Source organism: Methyloversatilis sp. XJ19-49 (assembly GCF_024580145.1).
Taxonomy (GTDB): domain Bacteria; phylum Pseudomonadota; class Gammaproteobacteria; order Burkholderiales; family Rhodocyclaceae; genus Methyloversatilis.
This window is the reverse complement of record NZ_JANINI010000011.1, coordinates 36350-51858: the sequence shown is the minus strand read 5'-3', so window position 1 is coordinate 51858 and position 15509 is coordinate 36350. Positions and strand designations below refer to the sequence as shown.

The following is a 15509-nucleotide window of genomic DNA, read 5'->3' as shown; positions in this document are numbered from 1 at the left end:
CCGTCGATTCCGCAGCCAAGAGCGCTCATTCCCCACCGCCCACCAGGCAACTGGCGATCCGTGGTGTGGCCTTGCTGCTCATGGTGGCATCGGGATTTGCGGCACTGGGCTACCAGATCGCCTGGACGCAGCAGGCCGCACTCTGGCTCGGTCACGAAGCGGCGGCCGTGCTGGCAGTCGTCGCGGCCTTTTTCGGCGGCCTGGCCATCGGTGCGCTCATGCTCGGACCACGTATCGACCGCAGCGCGCGCCCCCGCGTGTGGTACGTCACCTGCGAACTGGTGATCGGACTGTGGAGCCTGGCGCTGGCGCTCATGCTCGATCCTGTGGCGGAGGGGCTGCTGCAGCTCATCGGTTCCCAGCCTACGCCGCTGTGGCACTGGGCGGTGGCGTTCGGCGGCACCTTCCTGCTGCTGCTTCCGGCCACCGCGGCCATGGGCGCAACGTTGCCGGCGATGGAAGGCGTGCTTGCCGGGCTCGGCCGTGTCGGCCAGTCGATCGCCCCGCTGTATGCCGGCAACACCCTGGGTGCATTGTTCGGCGTGCTGGGCAGCGCCTTCTGGCTGGTTCCCGAGCATGGCCTGACAGTCACCGCAGTCGTCTGTGCGGCACTCAATCTGCTGTGCGCGGTGATTGCCTGGCGACTGTTCCCGGTCGCTTCCAGCCAGCCAGTCGCAGCGCCGACAGTCGGAGGGCGCGCATCATTGTGGCTGCTCGCAATGACGGGCCTGCTCGGCATCGCCTATGAAGTGCTGGTGGTGCGCGTACTGAGCCAGGTGGCGGAGAACACTGTCTATACCTTTGCGCTGCTGCTGGCGGTCTATCTGGTCGGCACGGCAATCGGCGCTGCACTTTATGCCGGCCGTCGCATCCCCGCCGAGCGTGCCGATGCGATGCGTGATCGCCTGCTCGTGTTGCTGGCATGGGCCTGCCTTGTCGGCATCCTTGGTCTGAGCGAGGCGGCAACATTCAAAAGCCGGTTGAACGACATGCTGGGTGCCACGCTGGCGGGCGCCCTGGTCGCCGAGGCGGCGCTGGCCTGCATCGCCTTTCTTCTGCCGACGGTGGCGATGGGTGCGCTGTTCAGCCATCTGGCGACACAGGCGCGCGCGCGCGGCGTCGCTTTCGGACGTGCGCTGGGCGTCAATACCCTCGGGGCGGCCCTTGCGCCACCGCTGTTCGGCCTGCTGCTGGTGCCCAGCCTTGGCTCGAAGTTCGCGCTGCTGCTGCTGGTACCAGCCTATGTCGCGCTGTGCTCGCAGCGCGGCTGGCTCAGGCCCGGTGCGATTGCGGTGCTGTTGGCAACGTGTGCGGCGATGGTCTGGATGCCGTCGCTCACGATCGTCGACATCCCGGCCGGTGGCCGCCTGGTCAGTCACGCTGAAGGCGCGCTGGCAACGGTGAGTGTGGTCGAGGATGCGAGTGGCGTGGCCACGCTGCATATCAACAACCGGCAACAGGAAGGCAGCACGGCGACGCTGTTGGCCGATGGTCGGCAGGCCCTGCTGCCGATGTTGCTGCACCCGGCGCCCGCACGCGCGCTGTTCCTCGGCCTCGGTACTGGCGTCACTGCCTCGACCGCGGCGCAGGAAAGCAGCGTTCAGGTCGAAGTGGCCGAACTGCTGCCCGAAGTCATCGAGGCATCCGCGCGCTTTACGGAAGCGGCCTGGGGCGAAGACGCCACACAGCGCATGCACGTGGTGGCGACCGATGCGCGGCGCTTTGTCCGCGCGGGCGGCGCAGCCTACGACGTGATCGTCGCCGACAACTTTCATCCGGCGCGCAGCGGATCCGGTTCGCTCTATACCGTCGAGCACTTCGCGGCCATCCGCGCACGGATGGCGACGGATGGCGTGTTCTGTCAATGGCTGCCTTTGCATCAGCTCGATCTGGACACCCTGCGCAGCATCGTGCGCGCCTACCAGACCGTCTTTCCGCAAAGCTGGGCCATGCTCGCCACCAACAGTCTGGACACGCCGGTCATCGGGCTGGTGGCGCGCGCCGACGACGGGCGCTTCGATGTCGACGCGCTGAGGCAGCGGCTGCAGGGCGGGTCGTTCGGCTTCAACCCCAAAGATTTCGGCGTACCGGACGCGCTGGCGCTGCTTGGCAGCTTTGTGGCCGGCCCGGCTGCACTGGCCAATTTTTCCGGCGCTGCGCCGCTGAATACCGATGACCATCCGGTGGTGATCTATCTTGCGCCGCGCATCACGTACCAGCCGGATTCGCTGCCCCGAGACCGGCTGACGAACTTCCTGCAGGCGACACGGATCACTCCGGACGAATTGTTGGCCGCCCCTGGGGACGCCCCCGTCGATGCTGGCTGGGCACAACGCCTGGACGCATACTGGCGGGCACGCAACCGCTTCATCGACGTCGGCCGGCAGGTGCAGCCCAGCGCCGATGTGCGGCAGATGCTGGCGCAGGTCGGTCAGCCATTGCTCGACGTGCTGGCCATCAGCCCGGACTTCCGTCCGGCCTACGACCCTTTGCTGCGCATGTCGCTTGCACTTGCCCGGACCGATGCCGATGCGGCGAGATCCCTGCTGCAGACGCTCGCGCGCCTGCAGCCGGCACGACCGGAGGCGGTGGACGCGCTGCGCGCGCTGTCGGCGTCTCCTCTGCCCTGACATCGCTGCGACCGCCGGCCGGCATGCGCCCGGCGTGGTACGCGTGGTACGCCGGGCGCACGTTGGCGATCCAGCCGTCCACCGGGGCGACGACGAAGTAGGCAACCACGTCGTCAAGCAGGGACGCATACTCCGCGTTGATCCGTGCGCGAAGTTGCATGGCCGCGTCGGTGCGGATTCGATGCGCACGACGACGTTGCCCCGTGCAGCGGATGCGTGGCGGTCGTCACGGACGGGATCTGCACCGTTTCACCGTGGCAAGGGTGGATGGCTCCCGTGTATCGCAACCCCCGACCTTGATACGATCGCAAGGTCGCCCCCCCCGGTATCGAACTGGTGTAAGCATGCCGAACATGAGCCGTCTCGATACGTCCAAGTCTGCACGCTGGGAGTTCGGCGTCGACGGCATGACCTGCGCGTCGTGCGCCGGCCGGCTCGAAAAGGCGCTGATGCGATTGTCCGGCGTCACGCAAGCCAGCGTCAATCTGGCGAACGAGCGCGCCGCCGTCGAGGCCGATGCTACGGTCGATGCGCCTGCATTGCGCGCCGCCGTCGAACGTGCAGGCTTCGCCGTGGCACAGCACACCCTGCGGCTGAACATCGCCGGCATGACCTGCGCGTCCTGTGTGGCGCGGGTGGAAAAGGCGCTCGGCCGGGTTCCGGGCGTGTTCTCGACGACTGTCAATCTCGCGACCGAGTCGGCCGAAGTGGTCACGCTGTCACCCGACGTCGCACCGCTGCTGGCTGCGGTGGCGCGGGCCGGCTACGCCGCGTCGTTGCCCTCCGACATCCCTCCTGCTGTCGATGACTCGGCTCGCGCCTTGCCCGAATGGTGGCCGGTTGCAGTGGCCATTGCGCTGTCGGCACCGCTCGCGCTGCCGATGGTCGGCATGCTGTGGGGTGCGCACTGGATGCTGCCGGGCTGGGCGCAGTGGCTGCTCGCCACGCCGGTGCAGTTCTGGCTGGGTGCGCGCTTCTACATCGCCGGCGGCAAGGCGCTGCGCGCCGGTGCCGGAAACATGGACCTGCTGGTCGCGCTCGGCACCTCGGCCGCTTACGGCCTGAGCGTGTACCTGTTGCTGAACGCCGATGAAGGCGCCATGCCGCATCTTTACTTCGAGGCGTCGGCCGTCGTCATCACGCTGGTGCTCCTCGGCAAATGGCTGGAGACGCGCGCCAAGCGCCAGACCACCGAAGCCATCCGCGCGCTCAATGCGCTGCGGCCGGACAATGCGCGGGTGCGTCGCGACGGGCAGGAGATCGAACTGCCGCTGTCGCAGGTCGCGATCGACGACATCGTCGTCGTGCGTCCGGGCGAGCGGTTGCCGGTCGATGGGGTGGTGATCGAAGGCGCGGGCGAAGTCGACGAATCGCTGATCACCGGCGAAAGTCTGCCGGTCGCGCGTCAGGCGGGCGATCACGTGACCGGAGGCGCCATCAATGGCTCCGGGCTGCTCATCGTGCGCACTACTGCGATCGGCGCCGAAACGGTACTGGCGCGCATCGTCCGCCTGGTCGAAAGCGCACAGGCCGGCAAGGCGCCGATCCAGCGACTGGTCGATCGCGTCAGCGCGGTGTTCGTGCCGGTCGTGATCGCGATTGCGGCACTTACCTTCGCCGGCTGGTTGTTCGCCGGGTCCGGCGTCGAACGCGCGCTGCTGAACGCCGTGGCGGTGCTGGTGATCGCCTGCCCGTGCGCGCTCGGCCTCGCCACGCCGACCGCCATCATGGTCGGCACCGGCGCGGCCGCGCGTGAAGGCATCCTGATCAAGGACGCCGCAGCGCTCGAAATCGCACATCGCGTATCGGTGGTCGCCTTCGACAAGACCGGCACGCTGACCGAGGGGCGGCCGCAACTGGCGGCCGCCGAACCCGTTGCCATCAGCCGTGGCGAACTGCTGTCACTGGCGGCTGCGCTCCAGGCGGGCAGCGAACATCCGCTGGCGCAGGCAGTCATCCGGGCCGCGCAGGCCGAGGCGCTGGCGATTCCGGAGGCGACGGATCTGGCGGCCGTCGCCGGCCGCGGGATTGGCGGACAACTCGGTGGCCAATCCGGGAGCCGCACACTGCGTCTGGGCAGCACGCGCTTCATGGACGTGCTTGCGGTCGATGTATCGTCGCTCGCGGCACGCGCCGCGCAGCTGCAGTCGCAGGGCTGCACCGTATCCTGGCTGGCCGAGCTCGGTGCCGCGCCACGGCTGCTCGGCCTGCTGGCTTTCGGCGACATCTTGAAACCGTCGGCGAAGGCGGCGATCGGCCGCCTGCAGGCGGCCGGCGTGCGCACGGTGCTGGTCAGCGGCGACAACGCGGGTGCCGCGGCACACGTCGCGGCGGTACTGGGCATCGACGACGTGCGGGCAGAAGTGTTGCCGGAGCACAAGGCTGACATCGTGGCTGCGCTCAAACAGGGCGAAGCGGTGGTGGCCATGGTCGGCGACGGCATCAACGACGCACCGGCCCTGGCGGCGGCCGATGTCGGCATCGCGATGTCCACCGGCACCGATGTGGCCATGGCCGCGGCCGGCATCACGCTGATGCACGGCGATCCGGCGCGCGTGGCCGACGCCATCGACATCTCGCGCCGCACCTGGGCGAAGATCCGGCAGAACCTGTTCTGGGCCTTCGCCTACAACGTGGTCGGCATTCCGCTCGCGGCATTCGGGCTGCTGAATCCGGTCATCGCCGGCGCTGCGATGGCGTTCAGCAGTGCCAGCGTGGTCGGCAATGCATTGCTGTTGCGGCGCTGGAAGGCCGGCGGTCCATAAGGATTGCAAGCAGCGGCGTGCCGACTGGCTGCATGGTCATGCGCTGCGTCAAGCCGCATGGCCGCGCGCAGCGCATAATCTTCGTGCAGCAATCCCTCCGAATGACTTTCCGCAGCGGCCCACCACCATGTCCGACAGCCAGGCGCTTCTCGAATCACGCCATTTCCTGACCCGATCCGTTCCGCTGTTCAGCCCGGTCAACTGGCTGGTTGCCGGCTGGCGCGATTTCCAGCGCTGCCCGCTGCCCGGCCTGCTGCATGGCGTTCTGGTGGCCGTATTCGGCGCCTCGCTGTGCTGGTGGATACCGGATCGCTTCTGGCTGCTCGGTGGCGCCTTCACCGGCTTCCTGCTGGTGGCGCCGGTCATTGCGACCGGGCTGTATGCCATCAGTCGTGCGCTGGAGCGGGGCGAGTCGGCGGATCTGGCCACGGCGCTGACGGTGTGGAAGCCGCGTGACGGCCGCATGGTGACTTTCGGCCTGCTGCTCGCGCTGGCCGGCACCGGCTGGGTGCTGACGTCGGCTGCGCTGATCTGGTCATTCGCGGCCGCGCCTGTGGTGACCCCGGAAGACTTCCTGCATGTCGTCGTGCTGGCAGAGCACGGCTGGCTGTTCGAGGGCTGGTTGCTGCTGGGTGGCCTGCTCGCCGCGCCGCTGTTTGCCTCCAGCGTGGTGGCGATCCCGCTGCTGCTCGACCGGCAGATCGGCGTGCTCGGCGCGGTGCTGACCAGCTGGCGCGTGGTGATGGCCAATCCGGCGCCGCTGGCGCTGTGGGGGGCGGCGATCGCGTTCTTCACGCTGTTCGCCATGGCGACCGGCCTGCTGGCGATGCCGGTGGTCATCCCGCTGCTCGGGCACGCCAGCTGGCATGCCTATCGCGAGCTGGTGGGCAGTGCGGTGTCGCCCGCGGGCTGAAGGGCGATCCGATCATGTCCGGCATCACCGAAGAACAATTTGCGCAGTTCGGCCTGACCTTCGGCGTCACGGCCTTCATGCTTTACATGCTGTTCATCCTGCTGCAACTGGCGCGTGAATCGAAGGCAGGGCGTTTCGGCACCTTCGTCATCCTGCTCGGCCTTGGCCTGGGCATGATGGGATTCGTCGCCAAGTTCGTCATCAAGTGGATTCTCGACAGCTGACTACCGGTACCTGCCAGCCATGACTGAAGCGTCGGCCTCGTCCGGTCTGAGCGAAGCTGAAGTGGCGGTTCGCCGCGCCCGGGACGGCTGGAACGAACTCGCAGCCGACCGTTCGCGCGGCATTGCGGACATCGTGCTCGAAGTGGCCCGCGAGCCGATGTTCCTGCTGATGCTCGGTGCCGCTGCGCTCTACCTGCTGATCGGCGACCCGCAGGAAGCGCTCGTGCTGCTCGGCTTCGTGCTGGTCATCATCGCGGTGACCGTGGTGCAGCAGCGGCGCACGGAAACCGCACTGGCAGCCCTGCGCGACCTGTCGAGCCCGCGTGCGCTGGTGCTGCGCGACGGCAAGGTGATGCGGGTGGCCGGGCGCGAAGTGGTGGTCGGCGACCGCATGCTGCTGAACGAGGGCGACCGCGTGCCGGCCGACGGTGTCGTGCTGTCGGCGCACGACCTCACGCTCGACGAATCGATGCTGACCGGCGAGTCGGTGGCGGTGGCCAGACTGCCGGTCGATGGAGGTCCTGCGCTGCAGGTGTTCGCCGGCACGCTGGTGGTCAGCGGCCAGGCCACGGTTGAAGTGAGCGCCATCGGCAATGCAACCGAACTGGGCCGCATCGGCAAGTCGCTCGGCGCGATCAGCAGCGGTGCTTCGCCCCTGCAGATTGAGCTGGCGAAGCTCGCGCGCAGGCTGGCGGTGATCGGTGGTGTGCTGTGCGTGCTGCTCGCACTGCTCTACGCCATGCTGCGCGGCGGCTGGCTCGACGGGCTGCTGGCCGGCATCACGCTCGCCATGGGCGTGCTGCCGCAGGAGTTTCCGGTCATCCTGATCGTGTTCCTCGCCTTCGGTGCCCGCCGCATCGCGGTGCACGGCGTGCTGACGCGGCGTCTTGCAGCGATCGAAACGCTGGGCCAGACCACGGTGCTGTGCGTCGACAAGACCGGCACATTGACGCGCAACCGCATGGCGGTGGCTGCGCTGGTCGCCGGTGACGACACACTGCATCTGAACGCCGGTCAGCCGCTGGCCGAGCTGCCGGAAACGTTTCACCGGCTGCTCGAATACGCGGTGCTGGCGAGCGAGACCGATCCGCATGATCCGATGGAAAAGGCCTTTCTGAGCCTTGCCGATGCGCATCTGTCGAATACCGAACATCTGCACCCGGACTGGCGGCTGGCGCGCGAGTACGAGCTGTCCCCCGATCTGCTGGCGATGTCGCATCTGTGGCAGGTGCCGGGCAGCCCACGCAGCGAGGTCGCCTCGAAGGGCGCCCCCGAGGCGATCGCCGACCTGTGCCACCTGTCGCCCGAGGCGCGCGCCCACGTGGCGCAGCAGGCTGGAGCGCTGGCCGACCGCGGCCTGCGCGTGCTGGCGGTGGCGCATGCGCTGCATCCGGGCAGCGAGGCGCCGGCGATCCAGCATGATTTCGAATTCCGCTTCATCGGCCTGATCGGTCTGGCCGACCCGCTGCGTGACGGCGTGCCCGCGGCGGTGGCCGAATGTCGCGCGGCCGGTGTGCGTGTCGTCATGATCACCGGCGACCACCCGCGCACCGCTCAGGCCATCGCCGCTCAGGCGGGCATCGAAGGCGCGCGCGTGCTGACCGGTCCGGAACTGGCGGACATGGACGACGCTGCCTTTGCCGCAGAGGCGGCGCAGGGCGGCGTGTTCGCGCGCGTCAGCCCGCAGCAGAAGCTGGCCCTGGTCGAGGCGCTGAAGGCGCGCGGCGACATCGTCGCCATGACCGGTGACGGCGTGAATGACGCGCCCGCCCTCAAGGCGGCCCATATCGGCATCGCGATGGGCCGGCGCGGGACCGACGTGGCGCGCGAAGCGGCGGATCTGGTGCTGGTCGAAGACGACTTTGCCGCACTGGTGCACGCGATCCGGCTCGGCCGGCGCATCTTCCGCAACCTGCGACATGCAATGACCTACACCCTGGCGGTGCACGTGCCCATCATCGCGCTGGCCACCGCGCCGGTGCTGTTCGGCTGGCCGCTGGTGCTGGCACCAGCCCACATCGCCTTCCTTGAACTGGTGATCGACCCCTCGTGTTCAGTGGTGTTCGAATCCGACGAGGCGGACGCGGGCGTGATGCACGAGCCGCCGCGTCCGGGCAGTGACCCGCTGCTGCCGTCTTCCCGCATCTGGACGAGTCTGCTGCTCGGTACCGTGACGTCAGCCGTCGTGCTCGCGGTGCACGCCTTCGCGAGCGCACAGGGCTTCGACGCGTCCGTGGTCCGCACCTGGGTGTTCATCACGCTGGTCAGCAGCGGCATCGCTCTCATCTTCTGCGCCCGCACCCACGGGGGCGCCTGGCTGAATGCGCTGCGCGGCACCGCACCGGTGGCGCGCGCCATCATCGCCGCCACGCTGCTCGCGCTGCTTGCCGTGACCAGCGTGCCCTGGCTGGCGATGCAGTTCGGCTTCACCCCGCTGGCGCCGGCGCACTGGCTGGCCGCCTGCGGGCTGGGCCTCGCGAGCTTCCTGCCTCTGCAAGTCGTGAAAAGCATGTTGCAGAATAAAAAAAGACCCGGCGCGAAGGCCGGGTCTTGAAGAACGAGGGTCAGGCGCAAGCGTTTTACATGCGGCGGCGGGCCGCCATGCCGATCAGGCCCAGACCGGCCAGCAGCAGCGCGTAGCCTTCCGGTTCCGGCACCGGCGTGGCGACGGCCAGGTTGTCGAGCACGACGGCGTTGCCCTTGAACGAAATCGAGCGGATGTCGGCCACGTCACGCGTGATGCCGACGAACTGACCTTCGTTGTAGCCGAATTCGTCGGTGTCGATGCTCAGCGTGTGCGACTCGATGATCTGGTTGTTGTCCCCGTAGGCGGACACCACGATACCGAACGGCAGCAGGTCGTCGGCGTAGTGGTTGACGAAAGCGCCGGCGCCGGCGGTCAGGTCAGCGAAGGTGAAGCGCAGTTCGCCGATGAAGCCGCTGGCGGCGAATACGCTGCCGGCACCCCAGAGGCCGTTGCTGCCGAGTTCGGCAATGAAGGCACCCAGCTGCGAACCGTCGTCACCGGTGAAGGTGACGCCCGGCGCAACCATTTCCGGACCGCTGGTCAGGAAGCCGTCATACATCTCGAAATCGGCAACGATCGGGGCGTAGAGGTCGGCGACGTCATTGGTCAGGGCGGCGTGTGCCGGCAGCATGGCGAACGTGGCCAGCGCGGCGGCGATGAATTTCACTTTCATGATGAATCCTCTGGTTGGGGCCACGGTGGCAAAGTGACTCGCCACCGTGACGTCCTTGTTAAAACGATGTGTCGAAGCGTTAAGCGGCTGTCGATCAGGTACCGATCACGCCGCCGTCGTCCTTGGTGATCATCACCACGGCCGAACGCGGCTTGATCGCGCCGTTGGCGCTCTGTGTCGTCGGGCCGTTGATGCCGCTGTCCGGCCAGGTGCTGCGCGACGTGAAGCTGCCCGACCAGCTTTCGCCCGGGTGCTGGATGTTGACGAACATGGTCTTGTTGTCCGGCGTGGTGACGACACCGGTCACTTCGCAACGGATCGGGCTGGTCAGGAAGCGGGTGATCTGACGCGTGGCCGGATCGGCGCAGAACATCGCATTGCCGCCGATGTTTGCGTAGTTGCCGGTCGCGTCGCCGGCCTGGTCGGTCTGGATCCACAGGCGACCATCGGAATCGAACCAGAGGCCATCCGGCGAACCGAGGTCGTCGCCGATGATGTTGCCCTGGCGCGCCGGGTTGCTCGACAGCTTGTCGCCGCACTCGGCGAAGATGTCCCACTGGAAGCCGGTGGCTGCAACATCACCGCCGTTTTCGTTGAAGCGGATGATGTGGCCATGCACGTTGTTGGCGCGCGGGTTGGCGGCATCGGTGACGGTACGGCCGCTGTTGTTCGTCAGCGTGAAGTACACCTCGCGCGTGGTCGGATGCACGGCGACCCATTCCGGGCGGTCCATCTTGGTGGCGCCGAGCAGGTCAGCCGCCTGGCGGCACATGATGACGACGTCGCCCTGGCTGTTGAAGCCGTTCGCCGACGTCAGACCATTCTGACCGAACACCAGCGGCAGCCAGACACCCGTGCCGTCGGCGTTGAACTTGGCGACATACAGCGTGCCGGTGTCGAGCAGGTCGCGGTTGGCAGCGCGGTTCTTCGTGTTCAGCTTCTTTGCGCAGACGAACTTGTAGATGTAGTCGTTGATTTCGTCGTCGCCCATGTAGAGGGCAACGCTGTTGTCGGCTCCGACCACGCTCCATGCGCCTTCGTGCTTGAAGCGACCCAGCGCGGTGCGCTTGACCGGCATCGAATTCGGGTTCCACGGGTCGATTTCGACCACCCAGCCATGACGGTTCAGTTCATTCGGGTTTTCGCGGAAGTCGAAGCGCGGATCGGCTTCGTGCCAGCGGTAGCCGAAGCCACCCTGGCTGACGCCGTAGCGGGCTTCGTGCGGCGTGCGCGGCTGCGCGGCCAACTTGGCGGCGGTGGTGCCGAAATAGCCGTTGAAGTTTTCTTCGCAGGCGAGGTAGGTGCCCCAGGGCGTGTAGCCGTGCGCGCAATTGTTCAGCGTGCCGAGCACGGTCATGCCGGCCGGGTCGGCTGCGGTGCGCAGCATCGGGTGACCGGCAGCCGGGCCCGACACCTTACAGGGGGTCGCGCCGGTGATGCGACGGGCGAAGGCGGACGGACGCTGTACCTTCATCTCGCCGCCGATCTTGCGCACCTCGACCACGCCGACACCGTGCGCCGCGAGCTGCGCGTCGACCATGTCCTGCGTGATGACATCGGTACCGTAGGTCATGGTGTTGTTCAGCAGACCCGGGTCGACGTACTCGAAATTGGATACGAGCAGGCCGCGGACGTTGCTGAGGCCGCCTGCACCGGCTGCCGGGAACGGGAACAGGTGCATGCCGTCATTGTGCGAGCCCCAGGTCGTCAGCTGACGAGCCTTGGTCATGGCGGTCGACGGGTCCCAGTGCGTGTTGGCCTCAGGGCCGGCCTTGCCGATCGCATCGCCCCAGGAGATGAACACCTTCGCGGTGTAGCCGTTCGGCACGGTGATGCCGTCGGTCATCGGCGCGATGTTGGCCGGCACACCGTTGAAGCCGATGCCGCCGTTGGTCGGCGTCGGGCTGGGCACATAGCCAGCAGCGAGGGCTTCGAGGCTGAAGCCACCCATCGAAGCGAGCACTGCCGTGCCGATCGAGCCTTTCATGAAGTTGCGGCGGCCGGTGAATGCGGCCAGGACGTCGCGGATCGACTCATTGTCGGTCGGATTGATCGTGACGTTGTTGTCGGGGTGCAGATGAGCAGACATGTGTTCTCCTCGGATGGATCGAGACGATGGTTCGGGGCTTCTTTCCAGTCGCACCGAGTGGTGCGCGGCGTGTACGTGCGCGCTGAGTGTGTGCGGCGCGTTTGACAGGGATAAGACGCTGCAGGCGTTCGGTGATGATCCGAACGGACTATCCCTGCCGGGGAGAGGGAGGTCGCCCGTCGACGCGCGGGCGGGGCAGGTGCGGGAGCCGGAAAGTAAAGGGGCGACATCCTTACCCGGATGCCGCCCCTGACAGGCAAGTCGAAGACCGAAGGCTTACTTGCCCGAACGCAGCCTGCGTCGTGCCACGCCACCGACCGCAAACAGGCCGGCCAGCATCAGCGCCCAGCTTTCGGGCTCAGGCACTGCCGGGGTGATGGTGACGCGATAGGCCAGGAACATGGTGTCTATGTCCTTGCCGTCGTTGTACGGAGTGCCGACCTGGAAACCGTCGGTGGTGGCGAAGTCGTTGTCGTTGGCCACGAACAGGAAGTAGTCGTTCGGGCGGCCTTCCTCCAGCGTCGGCAGCAGCACCAGGCCTTCCCATTTCTCGGACAGGTTGTCCAGACCGGGCTGCACGCCATTCACCAGACCGAAGCGCGCCAGTTCGGCGTTGTCGTTGATGTCGAGGAAAGGCGTGTAGAGCGCCGGCGTGATCGCCGGGTTCAGCACGCCGAGCGGCGCGATCTGTCCCTCGTAGCTTTCGTTCAGGATGTTGGTCGCATCGCTGATGTCGATGATGTCTACACGACGCAGCAACGATTCCTGCGTGCCGACCTCAAAGCCGTTGCTGTCGCGCGGAAGGATGAAGATCTGGGTGTCGGACACTGCCAGGATTTCGCTCTGCGCCGCAACACGAGTGCCGGTGCCCTGCTGGAATTTCGGCAGTTGCACCGCATATTCACCGGTCAGCGTGATCTGGTCCAGATCACTGACGTCGTAGGTGAATAGACGTGTATTGTCGCGTGTTGCAGCGTTGGCGAGGTCCTGACGCGCGGCGCTCTGCAGCGCGACGAACAGTGTCTGGCCATCCGGCGACAGCGACAGGCCTTCGAAGCCCTGGTTGTTCGCGCGACCGGCGGTCGGATTGGCCGGCGTCGGGCCGGTCTGGCCTTCCGCGGCATTGTTCGAACTGTAGTCGGTCACGCCGTTGCGGATCGGGCGCACCGACGGTGCCACCGGCAGTGCGCCGATGAATTCGCCGGCAGCCGAGAAGCGGTAGATCGACGGGCCGTACTCGTCGCTAATCAGGCGCGAGCCGTCGGCCAGGATGACGATGCCTTCGGCGTCGAGCGACAGCTTGCCGTTGTAGCCTTGCGGCAGTTCCGGCAGCACCGAAGTGGCCGGACGCGCACCGCCGGTGGCAACGCCACCCGGTATCGGGTCGATGCCACTGAATGGCCGCGTGCCGCCGCCGGCCAGTGTTTCATACAGCAGCGTCGATTGCGTCAGGGCGAGGCCGATCTGGTTCTGGCCCAGACCGGTGCTGCCTGCTGCGGCGGGCGTGAAGTCGACCGCGATGCGGTTGATGCGCGCCGTGTAGTCGATCGTGCCGGCAACGTTGTAGCCGCGGTCGGGCGAGGCGTAGAAGATGCCGGTGTAGCTGTTGCCGGTGCGCGTCCAGGTCGAGGAATCGGCCACCAGGCCGGAGATCGAGCCGAAGGTTTCACCGTGCTCGTCGCGCAGATTGGCGGCGAGGCGACCGACGCCTGCCAATTCGAGTACCTCGAACGAAGTGCCATTGACGACGGTCTGCGCAAACGAAGCCTGCGCGCCGCCGAGCAGCAACGCGCCCGCGAACGTCAGGCGGGACAGGTGAATCAGGGTTTTTTTCATGTGACCTCCAGCGGGCTGAGCCCATTGTTGTTGTGAATGACCGCCGGGGAGTGTGAGCAGACTGCGTGACAGCTTGGTGACACCTTGCCGACGGAATCGACTGCGCAGCGCGACAGCCGCCGGAACGGCGTGACACACTGTCGGACATCTCTGTCGCAGGCGTCCGGGCATCATGATCATCATCGAGGTGTTGCTGTGTATTGCGGCGCTGGGCGTCAGCGTGGCGCTGCGCCCATGGCGCATGCTGCGAGGCCCGCTCGGCGCGCCCTGGGTGGCGTCCTGGGTGCTGCTGTCGCTGCTGTGGGTGCTGCCGCAGAACCTGCCGGCCGGCATTTCGATCCAGCTCTCAGGCGCCTGCCTGCTGGTGCTGATGTTCGGCTGGCCGCTGGCGGTGATCGAACTGATGCTGATTGCGCTCGCGGTGTGGCTGTTCGGTCAGCTGGGGTGGGCCGCGGTGCTGTCGCAGCTGGTATGGATCGGCCTGGTACCGGCAACGCTGGCACTGGCGCTGGGCGAGGTGTTGCGACGCGCGCTGCCGCCGCATCCTTTCATTTATGTGCTGGGCCGCGCCTTCATCGGCACCGCGCTCTGTCTGTTTCTGGCCGGGGTGGCATACGAGTTCGCACACCACCTGATCGACGGCGTCGCAATGGAACAGGCGCTGGTCGCGCGCTGGCTGATGGCCTGGGGCGATGCCTTCATCACCGGCATGCTGGTGTCGATCTTCGTGGCCTTCATACCTGAATGGCTTGCGACCTGGTCGGACCGGCGCTATCTGGGGTCTGGCGGAACCTGACCACGCGGCCGCCGCTGGACGATCGTCACCCCGTCGGCTGCCGGCCCATCTGTAACGCGCGTTCGGCGAGCAAGGCGTTCGCCAGCGACTGCTGGCCGCCGCGTGCCGCCGCCTCGATCAGCGTCAGGTCTATCACGTCGCGCTGGGCGTGACTGCCGCCGAAGCGGTGCGAGATGTGGCGGATCGGCCGCAACATCTCGACCGTCTGCGCGTAGTCGCCGTCGGCGAACGCCGCCATCGCGGCCGTCACCGCCTGGCCGACCTCGGCGGTGAAGCGGATGTTGTCCGCATCGCTGTCACCACTGCCCGCGATGACCGCCTGCTGCGCATCGGCAATCGCCCGGATCTGGTCGGTGCGACCTGCCGCCGCGAAGGCCATCGTGGCATGCATGTCGTTGAACGCGTAGCGGCCGGTGGTGGCAATCGGTGCCCAGCGGTCGGCCAGCGCCTGCCAGCGCGTCCCGACATCGATGCCACGCAGATGCAGGCGCCACAGCAGCGCGGACTGATCGACCAGGTCGAACACCAGGCCCGGCGCGTCGGCGCACACTGGCCCGTCGTAAAGCGCGAGCACGGCGTCGATCTCGTCGAGTCCGAGATGGAACAGCGCCAGATGCCAGTGGTTGTGCACCGACAGGAAGCTGTCCAACGCCCATGCCTGGGGAGCGGCGCGCATCCACGCGATGCCGTCGCGTCGCCGGTTCTGCATTTCCATGACGTGCGCGACGGCGTGCTGCGCCCAGCCGTCGCGCGGCTGGCGCTCGACCGCCTGTCGGCCGTACTGTTCGGCGCGCCCGTAGTCGCCGGTCTCTTCCAGCCCGAACGCCAGCATACCGGCCACTGCATGCCAGGCCGGCATGTCGGCGTGCCACGCCGGCAGGGCGCGTGCGATGCGGTCGCGCAGCATGCGCGAATCGCCGAGCAGGAAGTCGGTCTGGTGGCCGGCCTGCAGCGCCAGCGTGTCGAGCGGATGCTCGATGGCGATGTCTTCGAGCACGCGCGCGGCAGCGCGCAAACGACCACCGACCAGCAGACCGACCGCCTTGACGTGGTGCG

The 15509-nt window shown here is 67.3% G+C and carries 10 protein-coding genes; 6 read left to right on the top strand and 4 right to left on the bottom strand.

The annotated features are described in order from the left end of the window. The first annotated feature begins 65 nt into the window (after positions 1-65). The 5 genes from NMQ16_RS13730 to NMQ16_RS13710 all read left to right on the top strand — a co-directional run bounded on the left by NMQ16_RS13730 (position 66) and on the right by NMQ16_RS13710 (position 9086). The gene (locus NMQ16_RS13730) at positions 66-2630 is read left to right on the top strand and encodes a fused MFS/spermidine synthase (protein WP_257081351.1); all 2565 of its coding nucleotides are present in this window, start codon (positions 66-68) and stop codon (positions 2628-2630) included. Positions 2631-2983: 353 nt separating this feature from the next. Further along, positions 2984-5395: a heavy metal translocating P-type ATPase gene (locus NMQ16_RS13725; protein WP_257081350.1), complete on the top strand. Its 2412-nt coding sequence runs from the start codon at positions 2984-2986 to the stop codon at positions 5393-5395. A 127-nt stretch (positions 5396-5522) separates the two neighbouring features. Continuing rightward, complete coding sequence (locus NMQ16_RS13720) at positions 5523-6308, top strand: DUF2189 domain-containing protein (protein ID WP_257081349.1); 786 nt, start codon at positions 5523-5525, stop codon at positions 6306-6308. A 14-nt stretch (positions 6309-6322) separates the two neighbouring features. After that, positions 6323-6532 (top strand): DUF2788 domain-containing protein, encoded by a 210-nt coding sequence (locus tag NMQ16_RS13715; RefSeq protein ID WP_069037875.1) that lies wholly within the window; start codon positions 6323-6325, stop codon positions 6530-6532. A 19-nt stretch (positions 6533-6551) separates the two neighbouring features. Then, positions 6552-9086, top strand: coding sequence for a cation-translocating P-type ATPase (locus NMQ16_RS13710; protein ID WP_257081347.1), 2535 nt, complete (start codon positions 6552-6554; stop codon positions 9084-9086). Positions 9087-9111: 25 nt separating this feature from the next. Here NMQ16_RS13710 and NMQ16_RS13705 read toward each other — a convergent pair whose 3' ends face one another. From NMQ16_RS13705 to NMQ16_RS13695, 3 genes are all read right to left on the bottom strand, one after another. Beyond that, the gene (locus NMQ16_RS13705; protein ID WP_257081346.1) at positions 9112-9732 is read right to left on the bottom strand and encodes a PEP-CTERM sorting domain-containing protein; all 621 of its coding nucleotides are present in this window, start codon (positions 9730-9732) and stop codon (positions 9112-9114) included. Between the two features lie 94 nt (positions 9733-9826). Then, on the bottom strand, positions 9827-11821 hold the full coding sequence (locus NMQ16_RS13700) for a PhoX family phosphatase (protein WP_257081345.1): 1995 nt from the start codon (positions 11819-11821) through the stop codon (positions 9827-9829). Positions 11822-12097: 276 nt separating this feature from the next. Then, positions 12098-13657, bottom strand: a complete 1560-nt coding sequence (locus tag NMQ16_RS13695; protein ID WP_257081343.1) for an esterase-like activity of phytase family protein — start codon at positions 13655-13657, stop codon at positions 12098-12100. A 172-nt stretch (positions 13658-13829) separates the two neighbouring features. Between NMQ16_RS13695 and NMQ16_RS13690 the strand changes: the two genes are divergently transcribed. Continuing rightward, positions 13830-14453 (top strand): energy-coupling factor ABC transporter permease, encoded by a 624-nt coding sequence (locus NMQ16_RS13690; RefSeq protein WP_257081341.1) that lies wholly within the window; start codon positions 13830-13832, stop codon positions 14451-14453. A gap of 25 nt (positions 14454-14478) precedes the next feature. Here the strand turns inward: NMQ16_RS13690 and NMQ16_RS13685 are convergent. After that, positions 14479-15509 (bottom strand): tetratricopeptide repeat protein (locus tag NMQ16_RS13685; protein ID WP_257081340.1); only part of this gene is annotated, 1031 nt, incomplete at its 5' end.